The following is a 19,136-nucleotide window of genomic DNA, read 5'->3' on the forward strand; positions in this document are numbered from 1 at the left end:
GTTGGTCAGGCTAGAATAACGCCTAATTTGGGAAAGAATCTGTATAGGATGAAATAATGAAAAACGTATTGGTGATTCGTAACGATAAATTGGGCGATTTTATGTTGGCGTGGCCATCCTTTGCCATGTTAAAAGCCTCAGAACCATCACTAAAACTGACCGCACTTGTGCCGGCTTACACAGCAGACATTGCTCGCGCGTGCCCTTATTTGGATGACATTATTATTGATGCGCCGAAAGGTGATAAAACCGCGTTTCAGCGAGTGGTGAACAACATTAAAGCGCGCCAATTTGATGCCATGATCAGTTTCTTTTCCAATACACATAACGCAAAATTAGCATGGAAATGTCGCATTCCTTACCGTTTAGCGCCGGCAACCAAATGGGTGCAATTCTTTTATAATCATCGTCTAACGCAACGCCGTTCCCAATCGGCTAAGCCGGAGTTTGAATATAACTTGGATTTGGCCCGTACGTTTTTACGCGATCATGGCATCGCTGTTGTCGAGCCGCACCCACCATACCTTAGCTTTTCTAAAAGTGCGGTGGATTTTCAGCGTGAATCTTTGTGCCATCAGTTAAACATTGATGCTGAGAAAAAATGGATTTTTGTACACAGCGGTTCGGGCGGGTCTGCCAATAATTTATCCTTGGCACAATATGCGGAGCTCATTTGCGGCTTATTAGCGCGGTTTGACGCCTATGTGATTTTAACGGCTGGGCCGAATGAAAGTGAAAAAGCCCACGAACTGGCAAATTTGGTGCAGGATTCTCGGGTGGTCGTTTATGACAAAAATAACGGCATGGTGGATTTTGCCCAATCTCTGGCGTGTGCTGATTTGTTTATTGCCGGCTCCACCGGGCCATTGCATTTAAGTGCTGCATTAAATGTCCCGACCATCGGTTTTTATCCAAGCCGTCGTTCTGCAACACCGTTGCGTTGGCGTCCAATTAATGATGTCGATAAACATTTGGCATTTTGTCCGCCGAATGACAAAGCGAGCCAAACGGATTTAAGCAAAATTCATATTGATGAGAAATTAGACGAGATCGTGCGGTTTGTCATTCAAGTGTGGCGCGCGACAGCGAATAAAGAATAGGGTGTATTGCACTACCCAGCCAATCCCCAGTGCGAACATGAGTGTGCCGATGCCTAGCACGCCACCGAGCAGATAGCCGAAGAGGCACACTAAAACTTCAATGGACGTTCGCACGATGCCGATTTTCCAATGGAAACGATAGCAAAGCCCCACCATTAACCCATCGCGCGGGCCAGGCCCTTGGTGGCAGGTCAGGTAAAAGGCATTACCGATACCGAACAATAAGATACCGACGACAGCGTAAATGAAACGCAGATAAAGTGCGGTAGGTTTTTCTAGCAAATAAACGGTTAAGCCAAGAAAGAGGGCGATCACAAAAATATTCATGACGGTGGCAAGTCCCGGCCTCAGTTTTAATGGAAACCACGCTAACATCACGATTGAACTGATTATCCATGACGCCCAACCGACACTAAACTCCCATCGTAACGCCACGCCTTGCGATAATATGGTCCAAGGCGCGGAGCCCAAATCGGAGAGAAGTAATAACGCGTCGCCAAATCCCATGACACTTAAAGATAAAAGCAGCACGCTAAATGATTTCGGCTCAAATGCCCAGAGGGATTTTGCTGCCCAAGGTGTATGCGGCAGAACATGTGCTTTCTTCATTAATCTTTAATCCATCGTTTGTTACTAAGTGGCGCGCATTATCCCAGTCTTTATTACTGCTGTCTAAATAAATTACGTTGAATTTTGACCGCACTTTATCCATTTTTAATGATGTCTTTTGTCTTTAAGGATAGCGGGTTGCGCTAATTATGATATTAATCAATAAAATTCACTCTCCTTTTTTATGGAAAACCAGTAGAATACGGAAAATTTTATTCAATGACTTTTGAGGTATTTATGGACATTTTAATTAGTGTTGTTGGTATTTTCGTCCTGTTAGGGATTGCAGTCTTGTTCTCTAACAACCGTAAAGCGATCAATCTGCGTACCGTTTTTGGTGCGTTGGCTATTCAAATCGCTATCGGAGCTTTCGTACTTTATGTACCGGCTGGACGCAGTGCGTTACAAACGGCTTCTGATTTTATCGGTAAAATCATTAGCTTCGGTAACGAAGGGATTAGTTTCTTATTTGGTGGTTTGACTGACCCAAGCCAAAGTTTCGGTTTTATCTTTGCGATTAAAGTGTTGCCGGTCATCATTTTCTTCTCTGCTTTGATTTCTTTGCTTTATTACATTGGCGTCATGCAATGGGTCATTAAATTAATCGGTGGTGGATTACAAAAATTATTAGGCACATCAAAAGCGGAATCTATGTCTGCGGCTGCCAATATTTTCGTGGGTCAAACAGAAGCGCCATTAATCGTCAAACCATTTATCAGTCGTATGACGCAATCTGAATTATTTGCGGTTATGGTTGGTGGTGTTGCCTCTATCGCCGGTTCTGTGATGGCGGGGTATGCCGGTATGGGTGTGCCGTTAACTTACTTAATCGCAGCCTCTTTTATGGCGGCGCCGGGTGGTTTATTGTTTGCTAAAATCATGTTCCCACAAACCGAAAAAACGGATGACTCATTAAAAGAAAGTGCGGACGTTGAAAAACCATCTAATGCGATTGAAGCATTAGCAAACGGTGCGCGTGACGGTATGCACTTAGCGATGAACGTGGGTGCCATGTTAATCGCGTTTGTTTCTGTGATCGCTTTGATCAACTGGATTTTAAGTAGTTTTGGCGGTGTTATTGGCGAACCGGATTTAACTTTACAAGTGATTTTAGGTTGGATTTTCAAACCATTGGCATACTTAATCGGGATTTCTTGGGAGGAGTCTGCCATTGCCGGTCAAATGATTGGTTTAAAATTAGCAGTGAATGAATTTGTGGGTTATTTAGAATTTGCTAAATATTTACAACCGGATTCGGCTGTGGTGTTAAGTGATAAAACCAAAGCGATTATTACCTTCGCACTTTGTGGTTTCGCTAACTTCAGTTCAATCGCGATCTTAATTGGCGGCTTAGGCGGTATGGCACCAAATCGTCGTAGCGACGTTGCTCGTTTAGGCTTGAAAGCCGTCGTTGCGGGTTCATTATCTAACTTAATGAGCGCAACAATTGCAGGTTTATTTATTGGTTTAAGTGGTGCCGTGCTATAAAGTGCGGTATGATTTTGCCATGTTTTTTATGATGACACCACGACCACGTTCGTGGTGTTGTCGTTTATAAGCAACGGAAACGTTTGCTTCATCATGTCAACAAGAGGGAAAAACTTATGACTCCACACATTAACGCACCTGCCGGTGCATTTGCTGATGCTGTATTAATGCCGGGCGATCCGCTACGTGCGAAGTATATTGCGGAAACTTTTTTGGAAAACGCACAGGAAGTGACTAACGTACGTAATATGTTAGGTTTCACCGGTACCTATAAAGGTCGTCGCATTTCCGTGATGGCACATGGTATGGGGATCCCTTCCTGTTCCATTTACGCAAAAGAACTTATCACTGAATACGGCGTGAAAAAAATGATTCGTGTTGGCTCTTGCGGTGCAGTACGTATGGATGTGAAATTGCGTGATGTGGTTATCGGTGTAGGTGCATGTACTGACTCCAAAGTAAACCGTATTCGTTTTAAAGATAACGACTTTGCTGCTATCGCGGATTTCGGTTTAACGCAAGCAGCCGTGCAGGCGGCAAATAAGTTAGGTGTGAAAGCTCGCGTTGGAAACTTATTCTCTGCCGATTTATTCTACACACCGGATGTCTCCATGTTTGATGTGATGGAAAAATACGGCATTCTTGGCGTGGAAATGGAAGCTGCCGGTATTTACGGCGTTGCCGCAGAATATGGTGCACGCGCATTAACCATCTGTACTGTATCTGACCACATTCGCACCCACGAGCTCACCAGTGCGGAAGAACGTCAGCTCACTTTTAATGAAATGATTAAAATTGCATTAGAAGCAGTATTAATTGACGATGAATCGAATTAGCTTTAAAATTCGCACGCCATACCATAGGCATAATTTTTTATATGTTACTTATTGAATAAGTGCAATAGGAGCTGTTTTAAATTTATACCTGTGGCGACAGCATCATTGGCGACAATTTATTTGTATAGTTTAGTTGTTCAAATGTATGGGCGTTGTCAATGATGTTGTTTCGAGGGAGAGGAGTCTGTTTTTAGCGATTCCGTAGGTGTTTTGATAGAAGGCCTTAGAGTTATGGGTATCTATTAGGCCTACTAGTGATGCATTCGCTTTTTCTTATGTTGTGCAATAGTCATTGCTCAACATATTTTTTGTTCATGCATCACATATCCATCTTCGTTATGAAGAGTAAAGTATTTATCCATTAAAGTTATATACTAATATATCTTGATTAAATTTAACCATTAGGAAAACTTCCATGAATAATATATACAAGGTTATCTGGAGTAAGGTAACTAACGTATTAGTCGTTGTATCCGAATTAGCGCGCTCTAAAGGGGTATCCGGTCGCAATTCAACAGCGGCATCAAGCAACACGGCAAAAGTACGCACAAAATTAACCGCACTTTCTGTCGCCCTTTCATTCTGCTTCGGCGCATCTTCAGTGTTTGCTGCTGATGTTAATACACCAAATGTTACCGCAACGACATCATTAACTGTTGGTGCTGCAGGCACTGCAGGTGGTGCTGCAACAGGTACAACAACATTACATGGTACTGCTACATTGAATGGTAAAAATTTAGCGACTACCGATGATTTAGCAAATAAAGCTAACCAAGCTGATTTAACTGCATTACAAAACACAGTGAATGGTAAAGCTAACCAAGCTGATTTAACTGCATTACAAAACACAGTGAATGGTAAAGCTAGCCAAGGCGATCTAGATGCATTAAAAACTGATTTTAATAACCACAAAACTGATACTGACGATAAACTTGAAAAGCTAAAAACTGCTACAGAGAAATTAGGCATTGGAACAACTTACAACGGTATTAAATATTTCCGTGCAAATTCAACAGGAGCCGATGCTACAGCCGGTGGAACTGACGCTGTTGCAATTGGTCCAGAAGCTAAAGCAGCTGGGAATAATACTGTTGCAGTAGGTATGAACGCTTCTTCTTATGGTGCTAAGTCTGTTACTGTTGGTCATGGAGCAGCTGCATCAGGCACTGCCTCATCTTCAGTTGTTTTAGGCCATAGTGCTCAAGTAGGTACTAAAACTGAGGACCCTAAATATGACGGCGCTCAGAAGATTATGATTGGTGATGGTAAAAGTGGTATTGCGATTGGTGATCATGCTGTCAGCAGGGGTGATGAGAGTATCGCAATTGGTAAAGATGCATTAACAACAAATAAAGACAAAGCGGAGACATTAGCTTCTAAGAGTATCGCAATTGGTTCTGGAGCGCGGAGCATTGGTTCAAATTCTGCTATTGCTTTTGGTAACGGAGCTCTGAATCATTGGGGCGCTGATTCTTCTATCGCAATGGGGCAAGATGCAGAATCTAAAGATGCTAATACAATCTCAATTGGTCATGCAGCTTCCGCAGAGAAAGGCGGTTTAGCGATTGGTACTACTGCAAAATCATCTGAAGCGGGTGTCGCATTAGGTGAGTTAGCTAGTTCAACCACGAATGGGATTGCTATTGGTAAGTCGGCTTCAGCAAACCAAAATAAAACAATTTCTATTGGTTTAAATGCGGGTGTTGGACAAGATGCTGATGTTACAGGAACAAAACATTCAAATATTAATATTGGTGTTGACTCAGGTACGAATGTAGTTGGTCAGTTTAATGTGGCTTTGGGTGAGAAAGCTGGTCAATATGTTAGAGGTAAGGCTAGTGTCGCAATTGGTTTAGAGGCTGGTAAGAATATCAGTTCGAGTTCTAGTCCTGAGACGCTGATTGAGAATGTTTCTATTGGTAACCAAGCAAATGCCCGTGATGGTCAGTCTTCTGTCGTGAGAGCAACGGCTTTAGGTTCTCAAACGCAAGCTGAAGATATGGCAACTGCCGTGGGTTATGGCGCTAAAGCTAAAAAATCTAAATCGGTAGCAATTGGTAATGAGTCTGCGACAGAAGGGGAAGAGTCAGTTGCAATTGGTTCTTCTGCGCAAGCTCATGGTGGTAGTGTAGCTTTAGGTGCTCATTCAGTTGCTAATGATAAAGATGGTGCTGGTGTATATACTGGAATGACATCTAAATCGGTGGTATCTGTTGGTAACGATAGCCTTTATCGTCGTTTAGTTAATGTTGCAGATGGCGCAGATGATCAAGATGCAGTAACTGTAAAACAATTGAAAAAACTAGAAGTAGAATTAGCAAAAACAATTACTGTTGCTAAGAATACCAGTGCATCTGTTGCCGGTGCTGTTCTTTATGACACTGATGATGGCGATAATGATCCTGAGACAAACAGTGTTACATTTGGTGGACCAGCTGGTAGTCCAGCTGGTAGTCCAGCAAAACTTACACGTTTACAAAATGTTGCGTCAGGAAAGAGTGATACTGATGCTGTAAATGTGAAACAATTGAAAGATGAAATTGCTCAAAACTCTCACCATTATTTTAGTGTCAATGATGCTAAGCAAACAGGTATCGCTAACTACGATAATATGGGCGCGAAAGGTGAACGCTCAATGGCAATCGGAACCTCAGCGGCTACTTATGCCAATAATAGTGTTGCTTTAGGTAATAAAGTGACCAACTATGATGAGGGTGGTATTGCTATCGGGACAGAATATGTTGGTAGTGATGAACTAGATGATGGTAAAAAAACTGACAATACAACTGCCGTATCTAAACAAAACGAAGGTTATAAATATGGCATTGCTTTGGGGGCAGGCTCTCAGACTCAAGGTAATAATTCAATTGCCATTGGTAGCTTAGCCGCAACCTCAGTTCAAAATCTTGCGGAAGGTGGCATTGATCGCGCAATTGCACTTGGTTATTACGCTGTTTCTTCAGGAGCTAAAGCGAATGCGATTGGTGAGCGTGCTAGAGCAAATTCCCTACAAGCTAACGCATTTGGTAGCCAAGCACAAGCATTAGCACAATCAGCAAATGCGATCGGTACAGCTGCTATGGCGGCAGGCGCAAACTCTATCGCTATTGGTTCACATCAACAGGTTGTTGGTGAAAACTCAGGTAGTATTGGTTATGCAGGAACATTTACCAATAAAAGTATCGGTGCTTCTCTGTTAGGTGACTATGGTCCAGGAGCAACGCGAGTACGCGGTAGTGGTACTTACTCTATCGGTAATATGAATGGTGAAATTCCTTCTAATGAGTCTGGCGTATTCGGTAATAATAACTTAGTACGTGGTTCTCAAAATATGCGTGTTATGGGGAATAACAACAAAATTGGCAACCTTGCGGCAAAAGATGCCGATGCATTGCCAGTGAAAAATGTCTATGTTACCGGTCACGGCAATACCATTGATACCGCTAATAACCCGTTAGAAGATAGCAAAAATATTTTTGTAATGGGGGCGGGCAATACTATTGGTAGTACGTCGCCTGCTGCTAATGGATTAAAAATTACTGATTCCTATGTTATTGGTACCGGAAACACCATTAATGAATCAAATGACCTACTCGATAACGCTGAGGATCCATCTGATCCAGCTGCTGCCGGTCAAAAAGCTAAGATCGGTAAAGGTTATTTCATCTTAGGTAACAACGTTAATGCAACATTGCAAAATTCTGTTTACTTAGGTACAAGCTCTGCATTTATTGGGGCTGGTACAGTCTCTGCAGGAAAAGACAACTACAGTAATTTTAACTCTGCAGGTTTCCCAGCTTATCAGTATGCAGGTGGTGCACCGGTAGGTGTTGTTACGATCGGTAATGCTACTGAGACTCGCCGTCTTCAAGGTGTTGCGGCTGGTTTAGTGGCAGAGAACAGTACTGATGCAATCAACGGTAGCCAATTGTATGCACACACACGTCCAATGGGATTTGTTGCGGATAATTCCGGTGCAGAAGGAAAAGATCTGAATGGCTTAGCTATTGATGATGCAAGTATCACTATGGTTAAACGCGCAGCCGGACAAGCACTTAAACTTAACGGTGGTGCCACAGGAGCGCTTTCTGATAACAATATCGGTACTGTTGTAAATGGCACAAATCAAGTTGATATCAAATTAGCCAAAGAGCTGAAAAACTTAACAAGTGCTCAGTTCGGTGATGATAATGCCAATACAACCGTTAATAGTTCAGGTGTAACCATTAAAGATGGTCCAAGCTTTACTAAGAACTCTATCGATGCTAACAATAACAAAATCACTAAAGTGGCAGCTGGTGATGTTAACGCAAACAGTACAGATGCGGTTAACGGTAGCCAATTAAATGCAGTGAAAGAAACCGCTGAAAAAGGTTGGAATCTTACCACAGCTGGCTCTGCTACTAAGCATAACGTTGCACCGGGTGGTGATGTCGATATTAGCTCTGCTAATACAAATATTACTGTAAGCAATACTCAAGGCAACGTAAAACTTGAATTAAACAAGGATCTTGATCTCACTCAAAACGGAAGCGTCAAAGTTGGCAATACTACAGTGAATAATAGTGGCGTTACCATCGACAATGGTCCAAGTGTGAAAGCTACCGGTATCAATGCAGGTGATAAGAAAATCACTAATGTTAAAGCTGGTGAAGATGATACTGATGCAGTGAACTATGGTCAGTTGAAGAAAGTAGCAGATTCTGCGGCAACAGCAGGTAAAGGTTGGACGCTCAGTACCGGTACAGGTGATAACAACAAGCATGTTGTTAAGCCTGAGGATGAAGTCAACATCAGTGGTGATACAAATATCACTGTGACTCACGATCGTGGTAATGTAACTGTTGGATTAAACAAAAATCTTGATCTTACTAAAGACGGCAGTGTTGAAATTGGCTCAACTACCTTGAATAAAGAGGGCTTGGCTGTTGGCACCAATGTAAAAGTGACTGACAACGGGCTAACTGCTGGTAAGGTGTCAGTGACAACTGATGGTATCAACGCAGGTAACGAGAAAATCACCAATGTGGCTGATGGCACAATTGCAGCAGACAGTAAAGATGCCGTTAACGGTGGTCAGTTGCATAAAGTGAAAACCGATCTTGAGACTGCGGTTACAGCTGCGAAGACAGAAGTTGAAGCGGGTGAAAATGTTACCGTTACTACTCAAACAGGTACTGGTAAACAGACTATTTACACCGTCTCTGCTAAAGATACTTCAGCCTCTGTTTCAAACGGTTCTGACATGATTAAAGTTGACGCTGAAGCAGAAGCGAAAAAAGGCACTGTTCATGTAACAAACTATAAAGTTGACTTATCTGACAAAGCTAAAGCCGATATTCAAAAAGGTGTTGATGCTAAAACTATAGTCGATACTAAAGGCTTAACTTTTGTTGCGGACAAAAATTCGAAAACAGAAGTAAGAAAATTGGGTGATGAAGTTGGCATTAAAGGCGATACCAACATCACAACAACAGCCAATGGTAATGATGTTAACGTGACGTTGAACAAAGAACTGAAAGACTTAACAAGTGCTCAGTTCGTTAAGGGTAACGATAGTACTACGGTTGATAGCCAAGGTGTTACCATCACTGATGGCCCAAGCATGACTAAGAACGGTATTGCGATGAATGACAAATCAATTACTGGACTTAAGAGTGTTTTAGATGGTGTTACAGATGTCACTAAAGTGGAAGATGACACAAAACTAAAAAGTGCTGTTAATGTTGGTGACTTGAAAAAGGTAGCGACAGACGCTTTCGGTTTGAAAGACAAAGCGGGTAATGAGTTTAAACAAAACTTAGGTACTACGGCTCAAATTACCGGTGATAAGAATGTCAACACTAAAGTAGTTGATGCAAAAGACGGTAAAAAAGCGCTAGAAGTTAGTTTGAGCAATAACGTTACTCTCGGTGGTAGCGAGGGTGCTGATGGTAAGGACGGTCAAAAAGAAGACGGTACTTTAGCGGTGAAAAGTAAAGACGATCAAAACAGCGTTACTTTAAACGGCAAAGACGGTTCTATCGATATTGATGGTGCAGATGCTAAAGGCAAGGTCACTGTTGCCCAAGGTGCAACTGACGTAAATGGTGCAGCGGGTGAGAAGAAAACTCGTATCGTTTACGATGTTGACGGTAGTGCACGTGAATTGGTTGCAACTTTAAATGACGGATTAAAATTTGGAGCAAATGACGGTGCAGTTCATAAGGCCCCACTTAATACTCAAGTCGATATTAAAGGTGCTGCGACAAACACGGATTGGACTAAATTTGATGGCGGTAGCAATATTATGACCAAAGTCGAAGGAAACACCGTGACTGTAGGCTTGGCAAAAGATGTTAATGTCAATAGCGTTACTGCAACTGAACACGTGACTGTTGGTGGTACTACCAAAATTACCAATGATGGCGTAACCATTAAAGATGGCCCAAGCATGACGAAGAGCAATGGTATCGATGCTAACAATATGACCATCAAAAATGTTGCACCAGGCGTGAACAATACCGATGCAGTGAATGTTGGACAGTTACGCATTCTTGAAGGCAAGGTTAACCGTGTTGACAGAAATCTGCGTGCCGGTGTAGCAGGCGCTAACGCAGCGGCATCTTTACCGCAAGCTTACTTGCCGGGTAAAAACATGGTTGCTGTTTCTGCCGGTACTTACCGTGGTGAAGGCGCGATTGCATTAGGTGTATCCCGCGTTTCTGATAACGGTAAAGTTGTGGTGAAATTGACTGGTAACAGCGACACCCGTGGCAACTTTGGTGCTGGTGTAGGTGCGGGTTACCAATGGTAATACCGTTCGCCTAATAAAATAGGGAAGCGATAGCTTTCCTATTTTTGAAGGCATACCAAGGTGAATTTCACGCTAAAAATCGACCGCACTTTTATGTGCAATCCGGTTAAATAATGTGATTTCCCTTGGTAACCAAAGAGAAGCAACCCAAGGTTGAAACAAACAACTATTTTATGAATTCTACGAGGTGAAGAGATGACCTTAGCAAAAATGTTATTATCAACTATCGCTGCAACTATGTTGGTTGCTTGCGGTAACTTAAGTCACGTATCTAAAGATGGCGCACTGGTGGAGAACACCCAATTAGTGTGGCCTAAAGTTGAAGATTCCACATTTAATCATGACGGTAGCCAATACGGTTCTTGGCCGAACTGGGATAACGTTCGCATGATTGAAAAAGGCATGAATAAAGATCAACTTTATTATTTGATCGGTCGCCCGCATTTTGCGGAAGGCTTATTTGGCGTGCGCGAATGGGATTATGTGTTTAACTACCGTGAAAACGGCGCAAATAAAGTATGCCAATTTAAAGTATTGTTCGATTCAGACATGAACGCACAAAATTTCTATTGGTATCCAAACGCTTGTAACAGCAATTACACGTACAGTTTGTCCGGTGACTTTTTATTCGAGTTCAACAAGGACACATTAACTGCACAAGGTGTAGAAGTGATTGACAATATTGCACAGCAGTTAAAATCTGCTAAAGCTAAAGAAGTCACTGTTGACGGCTATACCGATCGCTTAGGTTCTGATCGTTATAATTTAGCTTTATCACAACGTCGTGCAGACCGTGTGAAAGCGCGTTTAGCTGAATTAGGCTTGAAAGCGCACATCGTAGCTATCGGACACGGTAAAGCAAACCAAGTAAAAGCTTGTGATGGCAGTGGTCAAGCACTAAAAGATTGCTTAGCACCTAACCGTCGTGTAGAGATTTCCTCTTCCGGAGCGTTAGTAAAAGCTGAAGGCACGAAAACGATGGGTAAAACAGGTCCTGCACCGTTATACTCAAAATAAAATGCTAAAAAAAGCCTCTTAACGGAGGCTTTTTTATTGCCATTGATTTAATACAGACAATAAAAAGAGCGGTCGAAATTCATGGTGTTTTTCGACCGCTCTTTTTATGCGATAAGCTGTGTGTTGACGTCAATTACACTAACAAGCCTGCCGCTTTCACTACCACATGAATGGCAGTTTCTTCCGTGGATTGAATCGTCGCCTCATTCGGGATTTCTTGTTGGGTGCGGTTGACGATAGCCCCTGCGATCATGCCGGCACGTAAACCCAGTGCGGAGCACATGGTGAACAAGGTGGCAGACTCCATTTCATAGTTCATCACGTTCAATTCTTGCCATTGTTTTAATGAACCTTGGAAATGACGGCAAATCTTGCCGGTGTAGGTGTCATAACGTTCTTGACCCGGGTAGAAAGTATCTGAAGAGGCGGTGATACCCACATGGACGGCATCGCCGACTTCTTCTTTAGCCACTTTGTAAAGGGCCTCGGTACACTCAAAGTTTGCCACCGCCGGATATTCTAACGGCGCAAAATGACGGCTGGCTCCATCGAGACGTACCGCTCCTGTCGTGACTAATAAATCACCAACGTGAATATGCGGTTGGATGGCACCGGTTGTGCCGATACGTAAGAAAGTACGCACACCGAGTTGGGCTAACTCTTCTACCGCGATGGAAACCGATGGACCGCCAATACCGGTGGAACATACGACCACGGCGTGTTCCTCAATATAGCCGAGCCAAGAGGTAAATTCGCGGGTGGAGGCGAGGAATTTTGGGCGATCTAATAAACGTGCAATGCGTTCCACACGCTCCGGTGCGCCCGGGACGATGGCTAATTTAGCCCCATCTAACATGGCTTTCGTTAAGCCAAGGTGAAAGACTTCAGACATAACATCCTCCTTTCTTGTTCGTTGTTTTTTACGGTTTAATATCACGCAAAATCGGATTCTGCATGGAAATTAAGGTTTCTGTGGATTGAATCTCGTCGATTAACTGAATTTTAGCCGATAAGACTAAGTGCAGTTCGGCAATCGTGTGTGTCATGACTTTAATGAAAATAGAATAATTGCCGGTGGTGTAATAGGCTTCTACTACTTCATCAATGGCTTCGAGCTTTTTGATCACTTTGTCATAATCTTTTGCCGATTTCAAAATAATGCCAATGAAACCGCAAACATCATAACCCAGTTTGCGTTCATTGATTTTCACTTTTGTCCCTTCAATAATGCCTGACTGGCGCATTTTTTCCACCCGAACATGAATGGTGCCGGGGCTAACACCAAAATTTTTCGCCATTTCTGCATAAGGGGTTCGGGCATCTTTGGTTAATACACGCAATATTTGTTGATCTAAATTGTCGATATTGTGCATAACACACTCCTTTGTTTTAAAAACTCTAAATAATTATATTATTTTTTAGATGTTATTTAAATAATGATGAAGTTTCTTTAATTCTGGCTAAATTGTGTTGCATTAATCATAAAGAATGGGGAGAATCTACCGCATTAATGTAGAAACGTTAAATAATATAGGGTAAAAACAATGAAAAAGACATTTATTTTGCAACAACAAGAGATTAGTTTTGTAAAAAATACATTTACTCAAAACCTCATCGAGCAATTAGGCATCATCGAAGTTCAAGGCCCAATCTTAAGTCAGGTTGGTAATGGCATGCAAGATAACCTTTCCGGTATTGAAAAAGCGGTTCAAGTGCATGTAAAACAAATTCCAAATGCGGTGTTTGAAGTGGTTCACTCTTTGGCAAAATGGAAACGTCATACATTGGCTCGTTTCCATTTTAAAGAAGGCGAAGGCTTATTTGTGCACATGAAAGCGTTGCGTCCCGATGAAGATTCGTTAGATCCGACACACTCCGTGTATGTGGACCAATGGGACTGGGAGAAAGTGATTCCGGAAGGTCGTCGCAATTTCGCCTATTTAAAAGAAACCGTGAATTCGATTTATCGTGCGATTCGCTTAACAGAATTGGCGGTGGAAGCCCGTTTTGATATTCCATCCGTACTACCAAAACACATTACTTTCGTACACAGTGAAGACCTCGTGAAACGTTATCCAAACATGAGCGGCAAAGAGCGTGAAAATGCGATTTGTAAAGAATACGGCGCCGTTTTCTTAGTCGGTATCGGCGGTAAATTGTCTGACGGTAAACCACATGATGGACGTGCACCGGATTACGATGACTGGACAACAGAGTCAGAAAACGGCTACAAAGGCTTGAACGGAGATATCTTGGTTTGGAACGACCAACTCGGCAAAGCCTTTGAGTTGTCTTCTATGGGGATTCGTGTGGATGAAGCGGCGTTACGTTTACAAGTGAGCTTAACCGGTGATGAAGACCGTCTCAACATGGATTGGCACCAAGAATTATTACAAGGCAAATTGCCGTTAAGTATTGGTGGCGGTATCGGTCAATCTCGTTTGGCGATGTTGTTATTACGTAAAAAACATATCGGTGAAGTGCAATCCAGCGTTTGGCCGAAAGAAATGTTAGAAGAATATCAACATATTCTGTAATAGATGAAAAAGTGCGGTGGGTTTGCAAAACGTTTTTTAAATCCACCGCACTTTTGTTTTATAACTGATTTATTGATGGCACGCATTTTCTCATGCGTGCTTTTTTTGCATCTAAAACTGACCGCACTTTTACGCTTCCACAAACCCTAATGCAGTTTCTACTACGTCAATGCCTGCGCCTTCTTTGTAGGCGTTTTCGCTTAAATAACGACGCCATTGGCGTGCGCCTTTGCAGTTTTGGAAGGCGCCAAGCATGTGGCGCACGATATGATTCAGATAGACGCCTTGGCTGAGTTGCTTTTCGATGTACGGAAACATGTTTTCTACCGCTTGGCGTGGGGTGATAATCGGGGCATTTGCGTCAAACAATGCGTGGTCGATATGACCGAGCAACGCGGGGTTTTGATAAACTTCTCGCCCCACCATGACGCCATCTACATGCTGCAAGTGGTGCTGCATTTCTTCAAGGGTTTTAATGCCACCGTTAATGCTGATGAGCAAATGGGGGAAATCCTGTTTTAGTTGATACACGCGTTCGTAATTCAGCGGCGGAATTTCACGATTTTGTTTCGGGCTTAAACCGGATAACCAGGCTTTGCGTGCATGCACGATAAATTCCTGACAGCCGGCTTGTTCCACTTTTTGGATGAAATCACACAGGAAATCATAGCTGTCAAAATCATCAATGCCAATGCGGGTTTTTACGGTGACGGGAATATGCACCGCACTTTGCATTTGTTGTACGCACTCCGCAACCAGTTCCGCTTTTGCCATTAAACACGCACCGAACATACCGTTTTGCACGCGGTCGGATGGGCAACCTACGTTCAAATTGATTTCTTGGTAACCACGCTGTTGCGCTAATTGAGCGCAATGTTGAAGTTGCTCAGGATCGCTACCACCCAGTTGCAGTGCCACCGGATTTTCTGCCGCATCAAAATCAAGATGATCGTATTTGGCATGAATAATGGCTTGTGTTGTCACCATTTCCGTATAAAGCAAGGCGTGACGGGAAAATTGGCGGTGAAAATAACGGCAATGGCGCGTTGTCCAATCCAGCATCGGGGCAACGGCGAAGCGGCCACGGTAAAAGTGCGGTTGATTTTGGGACATTTTTATGGGCTTTCCTTCATGTCTTTTTGCATTTCTTCTTTTATCCGCTGGCGGAAACGCCCTGCCGCCATGTGATAAAACGGCTTCGGATTAAATTGGCGTGAAATAATGGAGGAAATCAGGCAGCAAATCAATAGCCAAATTAACACGGGTTGGCAGCCGGTCATTTCCATCACGATAACGCTGGCGGTGACCGGCGATTGAGTAGCGCCCGCAAGAAATGCTGCCATACATAACAACACCAGCAAACGCTGGTCGACTGAACCATCAGTAAAGGCGGCAACTTGCACGCCAAGTCCTGCGCCGATGGTAAGCGATGGGGTGAAAATACCACCTGCAATGCCTGTCCAATATGTGCCTACTGTGGCGAACAGTTTCATGATGCCAATGTCGCGTTGTACCGCTTGGCCATCGAGTGCTTGGGTGACAACTTGGTAGCCGGTGCCGTAAGTTTGTCCATTGGTGTAAACGCCAAGTGCGGTCAAAATTAGGCCTAAAATAATGGCAGTAAAAATAGGGTGCTTGCGTATCCAATGACGACAGAAAGGGATGGTGCCAGCAGCCCCTTTGATTAACAAGCGGCCGAAAATTCCCCCGCTGACACCACTTACCGCACCACAAACTAAAACCCATAAACATAAATAAGGCATATCGGTGACACCTTGATATGTTGGGAAATAGGGGTTGTTGCCTTCAATCGCCACCAAAATAAAACCGGCAGCGAGCACCCCTAACAATACGCGCCGTTCCCAACGCAATAACACGCCACGTCCTAATTCTTCGATAGCAAAAATAACGCCGGCTAAAGGCGCATTAAATGCAGCGGCAAGGCCACCGGCCGCCCCGGTTGCCATCAGTTCATTCGCACTCAATCCATTAAATGCCACGCCGTATTTTCGGCACAAGTTGCCCCACCATAACATCACGGCAGCACCGACTTGCACGGAAGGACCTTCCCGTCCTACGGAGGCGCCGATAAGCATCGCTAAAAACGTGAGTGGAATTTTCCATAGAGTTTGTCCAAAGGCGACTAAACGGTTTTTATTGGCGTGATGGGGAAGGCTAAGCGAGGCAATCACTTGCGGGATGCCACTGCCACCGACATAAGGCGTGTATTTGGCGACGAACCAGGTTAAGAGTGCCAAACCGCCGGGCAAGATAAACCAAACGGCAATCGGATGTTGCTGTGTCCATTGGGCATTCCATTCCAAGCCCAAATCCGCAAGTTTGGCAAAGCCAAGGGAAAACAGCGAGACCAAGCTGGCGCCGATCAGTAAACAGGTAAATTCGAGGGTTTTATGGGAGATTCGATAGGTTTGACGTAATTTCTTGTGTAAAACATACCGCACTTTAATGGCGTTATGACGTAAAAAAAGAAGCGCAGTGTTCATGATGAGATTAATGTTGGGTGATGAGGTTAAAATTTTTTCACATAGAAAATTTTTTGTTCGAATTTTATACCAATAAAAAGTCCTTTGTTAGACATTTGTTCAAAATCTTTACATTAGGAGCCGAAATTCGACACGATATTCACTTGCCTTTCTTTTAAAATGAAGACGTTCGCAAGGAGTAGGTTGTATGTCGAATAAATAGTTTGTGAATAGCTTGGCTATTCGGATTAAGTCAATAAACAAAAATCAAGGAGATTATTATGGCTTTCAATCTTAAAAACAGACACTTATTAAGTCTTGTTAATCACTCAGAACGTGAAATCAAATATTTATTAGATCTATCCCGAGACTTAAAAAGAGCAAAATATGCCGGTACCGAACAACAAAAATTAAAAGGCAAAAACATTGCGCTAATTTTTGAAAAAACCTCTACCCGCACCCGTTGCGCTTTTGAAGTCGCTGCTTATGACCAAGGCGCCCAAGTCACTTACATCGATCCAAATTCATCTCAAATTGGCCACAAAGAAAGTATGAAAGACACTGCCCGCGTATTAGGCAGAATGTACGATGCTATTGAATATCGTGGTTTCAAACAAGAAATTGTGGACGAATTAGCAGAATATGCCGGTGTGCCGGTGTTCAACGGTTTAACCGATGAATTCCACCCAACCCAAATGTTGGCGGACGTGTTAACCATGATTGAAAACTGCGACAAACCATTAAGCGAAATCAAATATGTTTACATCGGTGATGCGCGTAACAACATGGGTAACTCCTTGTTGTTAATCGGTGCTAAATTGGGTATGGATGTACGTATTTGTGGACCGAAAGCCTTATTGCCGGATGCAGAGTTAGTTGACATGTGCGAAAAATTTGCAAAACAAAGTGGCGCACGCATTACGGTGACTGATGATATTGATAAAGCCGTGAAAGGCGTTGATTTCGTACATACTGACGTATGGGTTTCTATGGGTGAACCATTAGAAACCTGGGGCGAACGCATTAAATTATTATTACCGTATCAAGTCACTCCTGAATTGATGAAACGCACCGGCAATCCGCGTGTGAAATTCATGCACTGTTTACCGGCATTCCACAACAGTGAAACCAAAGTAGGTCGCCAAATTGCAGAAAAATACCCTGAATTAGCAAATGGTATTGAAGTGACCGAAGATGTCTTTGAATCTCCAATGAATGTGGCTTTCGAACAAGCAGAAAACCGCATGCACACCATTAAAGCCGTACTTTATTCCAGCTTAATTTAAGAGGTGGTATATGAGAATTGTTATTGCATTAGGTGGAAATGCCTTGTTGCGTCGCGGCGAGCCGCTCACCGCTGAGAACCAGCGATTAAACGTGCGTATTGCTTGCGAACAAATTGCGAAGATTTATCCAAATAACGAATTGGTCATCGCACATGGTAATGGTCCACAAGTAGGTTTGTTAGCATTACAAAGTGCGGCCTATAAAGAAGTACCTCCTTATCCGTTGGATGTATTGGGTGCCGAATCTGTGGGTATGATTGGTTACATGATTGAACAAGAATTAGGTAACTTAGTGCCGTTTGAAGTGCCGTTCGCCACATTGTTATCACAAGTGGAAGTAGATATAAACGACCCGGCATTTAAAAACCCAACCAAACCAATCGGTCCGGTGTATTCCAAAGAAGAAGCCGAACGCTTGGCAAAAGAGAAAAACTGGAGCATTGCACAAGATGGTGATAAATATCGTCGCGTGGTGCCAAGTCCGTTACCAAAACGCATTTTTGAAATCAATCCGGTTAAATGGTTGTTAGAAAAAGGCAGTATCGTGATTTGCGCCGGTGGTGGCGGTATTCCGACTTACTACGATGAGCAACATAATTTGCGCGGCGTAGAAGCGGTTATCGATAAAGACTTATGTTCTGCACTACTTGCCGATAATCTGGAAGCAGATTTATTCATTATCGCGACTGATGTATCAGCAACCTTTGTAGATTGGGGCAAACCAACACAAAAAGCTATCGCGTCAGCACCACCGGATGAAATTGAAAAAATGGGCTTTGCCGCCGGTTCTATGGGACCGAAAGTACAGGCGGCAGTGAATTTTGCACGTAGTACGGGTAAAGATGCGGTGATTGGTTCACTTTCCGATATCGTTGATATTGTGAAAGGTAAAGCCGGCACACGTATCACGAATAAAGTGAAAGAAATTTCTTATTATTCATAATAATAAACTCACTTTGAGTATTTTAGCAGTTCAAAGTAGAA

13 protein-coding genes are annotated in these 19,136 nt (G+C 43.1%); 8 read left to right on the forward strand and 5 right to left on the reverse strand.

The window, feature by feature from the left end:
- Nucleotides 1-56 precede the first annotated feature (56 nt).
- Nucleotides 57-1,100, forward strand: coding sequence for a glycosyltransferase family 9 protein (locus tag J5A60_RS00630; protein ID WP_212510235.1), 1,044 nt, complete (start codon nucleotides 57-59; stop codon nucleotides 1,098-1,100).
- Here J5A60_RS00630 and J5A60_RS00635 read toward each other — a convergent pair.
- A complete protein-coding gene (locus tag J5A60_RS00635) occupies nucleotides 1,041-1,709 on the reverse strand; it encodes a YitT family protein (protein WP_212510236.1) in 669 nt (222 codons plus the stop codon). The genes J5A60_RS00630 and J5A60_RS00635 overlap by 60 nt on opposite strands.
- A 237-nt stretch (nucleotides 1,710-1,946) precedes the next feature.
- Between J5A60_RS00635 and J5A60_RS00640 the strand changes: the two genes are divergently transcribed.
- The 4 genes from J5A60_RS00640 to J5A60_RS00655 all read left to right on the forward strand — a co-directional run bounded on the left by J5A60_RS00640 (nucleotide 1,947) and on the right by J5A60_RS00655 (nucleotide 11,846).
- A complete protein-coding gene (locus J5A60_RS00640) occupies nucleotides 1,947-3,197 on the forward strand; it encodes a NupC/NupG family nucleoside CNT transporter (RefSeq protein ID WP_212510237.1) in 1,251 nt (416 codons plus the stop codon).
- A 116-nt stretch (nucleotides 3,198-3,313) separates the two neighbouring features.
- Nucleotides 3,314-4,033, forward strand: coding sequence for a purine-nucleoside phosphorylase (deoD, locus tag J5A60_RS00645; RefSeq protein ID WP_212510238.1), 720 nt, complete (start codon nucleotides 3,314-3,316; stop codon nucleotides 4,031-4,033).
- 415 nt (nucleotides 4,034-4,448) lie between these two features.
- Nucleotides 4,449-10,829: a YadA-like family protein gene (locus J5A60_RS00650; RefSeq protein ID WP_212510239.1), complete on the forward strand. Its 6,381-nt coding sequence runs from the start codon at nucleotides 4,449-4,451 to the stop codon at nucleotides 10,827-10,829.
- Nucleotides 10,830-11,024: 195 nt separating this feature from the next.
- On the forward strand, nucleotides 11,025-11,846 hold the full coding sequence (locus tag J5A60_RS00655) for an OmpA family protein (RefSeq protein WP_212510240.1): 822 nt from the start codon (nucleotides 11,025-11,027) through the stop codon (nucleotides 11,844-11,846).
- A 133-nt stretch (nucleotides 11,847-11,979) separates the two neighbouring features.
- Here the strand turns inward: J5A60_RS00655 and udp are convergent, their stop codons facing one another.
- Both udp and asnC read right to left on the reverse strand, forming a co-directional pair.
- Nucleotides 11,980-12,738, reverse strand: coding sequence for a uridine phosphorylase (udp, locus tag J5A60_RS00660; RefSeq protein WP_212510241.1), 759 nt, complete (start codon nucleotides 12,736-12,738; stop codon nucleotides 11,980-11,982).
- 28 nt (nucleotides 12,739-12,766) lie between these two features.
- Nucleotides 12,767-13,219 (reverse strand): transcriptional regulator AsnC, encoded by a 453-nt coding sequence (asnC, locus tag J5A60_RS00665; RefSeq protein ID WP_005715729.1) that lies wholly within the window; start codon nucleotides 13,217-13,219, stop codon nucleotides 12,767-12,769.
- 171 nt (nucleotides 13,220-13,390) lie between these two features.
- Here asnC and asnA point away from each other — a divergent pair, with 171 nt between their 5' ends.
- A complete protein-coding gene (asnA, locus tag J5A60_RS00670) occupies nucleotides 13,391-14,383 on the forward strand; it encodes an aspartate--ammonia ligase (RefSeq protein ID WP_048749696.1) in 993 nt (330 codons plus the stop codon).
- A gap of 129 nt (nucleotides 14,384-14,512) precedes the next feature.
- Here the strand turns inward: asnA and dusA are convergent, their stop codons facing one another.
- Nucleotides 14,513-15,496, reverse strand: coding sequence for a tRNA dihydrouridine(20/20a) synthase DusA (gene dusA, locus J5A60_RS00675; RefSeq protein ID WP_212510242.1), 984 nt, complete (start codon nucleotides 15,494-15,496; stop codon nucleotides 14,513-14,515).
- A gap of 2 nt (nucleotides 15,497-15,498) precedes the next feature.
- Nucleotides 15,499-16,887, reverse strand: coding sequence for a chloride channel protein (locus tag J5A60_RS00680; protein WP_212510243.1), 1,389 nt, complete (start codon nucleotides 16,885-16,887; stop codon nucleotides 15,499-15,501).
- A gap of 260 nt (nucleotides 16,888-17,147) precedes the next feature.
- On the opposite strand from J5A60_RS00680, the gene J5A60_RS00685 reads away from it, so the two are divergent.
- A complete protein-coding gene (locus tag J5A60_RS00685; protein ID WP_005715736.1) occupies nucleotides 17,148-18,152 on the forward strand; it encodes an ornithine carbamoyltransferase in 1,005 nt (334 codons plus the stop codon).
- Nucleotides 18,153-18,162: 10 nt separating this feature from the next.
- The gene (arcC, locus tag J5A60_RS00690; protein WP_048750166.1) at nucleotides 18,163-19,095 is read left to right on the forward strand and encodes a carbamate kinase; all 933 of its coding nucleotides are present in this window, start codon (nucleotides 18,163-18,165) and stop codon (nucleotides 19,093-19,095) included.
- Nucleotides 19,096-19,136 lie beyond the last annotated feature (41 nt).

It is taken from the genome of Aggregatibacter sp. oral taxon 513 (assembly GCF_018128305.1).
GTDB classification, from domain to species: Bacteria; Pseudomonadota; Gammaproteobacteria; order Enterobacterales; family Pasteurellaceae; genus Aggregatibacter; species Aggregatibacter segnis_A.

Bases quoted from the DNA above. Each gene is read 5' to 3' on its own strand.
- J5A60_RS00630 (WP_212510235.1), top strand. From the start codon at position 57: ATGAAAAACGTATTGGTGATTCGTAACGATAAATTGGGCGATTTTATG.
- J5A60_RS00635 (WP_212510236.1), bottom strand. From the start codon at position 1,709: ATGAAGAAAGCACATGTTCTGCCGCATACACCTTGGGCAGCAAAATCC.
- J5A60_RS00640 (WP_212510237.1), top strand. From the start codon at position 1,947: ATGGACATTTTAATTAGTGTTGTTGGTATTTTCGTCCTGTTAGGGATT.
- deoD (WP_212510238.1), top strand. From the start codon at position 3,314: ATGACTCCACACATTAACGCACCTGCCGGTGCATTTGCTGATGCTGTA.
- J5A60_RS00650 (WP_212510239.1), top strand. From the start codon at position 4,449: ATGAATAATATATACAAGGTTATCTGGAGTAAGGTAACTAACGTATTA.
- J5A60_RS00655 (WP_212510240.1), top strand. From the start codon at position 11,025: ATGACCTTAGCAAAAATGTTATTATCAACTATCGCTGCAACTATGTTG.
- udp (WP_212510241.1), bottom strand. From the start codon at position 12,738: ATGTCTGAAGTCTTTCACCTTGGCTTAACGAAAGCCATGTTAGATGGG.
- asnC (WP_005715729.1), bottom strand. From the start codon at position 13,219: ATGCACAATATCGACAATTTAGATCAACAAATATTGCGTGTATTAACC.
- asnA (WP_048749696.1), top strand. From the start codon at position 13,391: ATGAAAAAGACATTTATTTTGCAACAACAAGAGATTAGTTTTGTAAAA.
- dusA (WP_212510242.1), bottom strand. From the start codon at position 15,496: ATGTCCCAAAATCAACCGCACTTTTACCGTGGCCGCTTCGCCGTTGCC.
- J5A60_RS00680 (WP_212510243.1), bottom strand. From the start codon at position 16,887: ATGAACACTGCGCTTCTTTTTTTACGTCATAACGCCATTAAAGTGCGG.
- J5A60_RS00685 (WP_005715736.1), top strand. From the start codon at position 17,148: ATGGCTTTCAATCTTAAAAACAGACACTTATTAAGTCTTGTTAATCAC.
- arcC (WP_048750166.1), top strand. From the start codon at position 18,163: ATGAGAATTGTTATTGCATTAGGTGGAAATGCCTTGTTGCGTCGCGGC.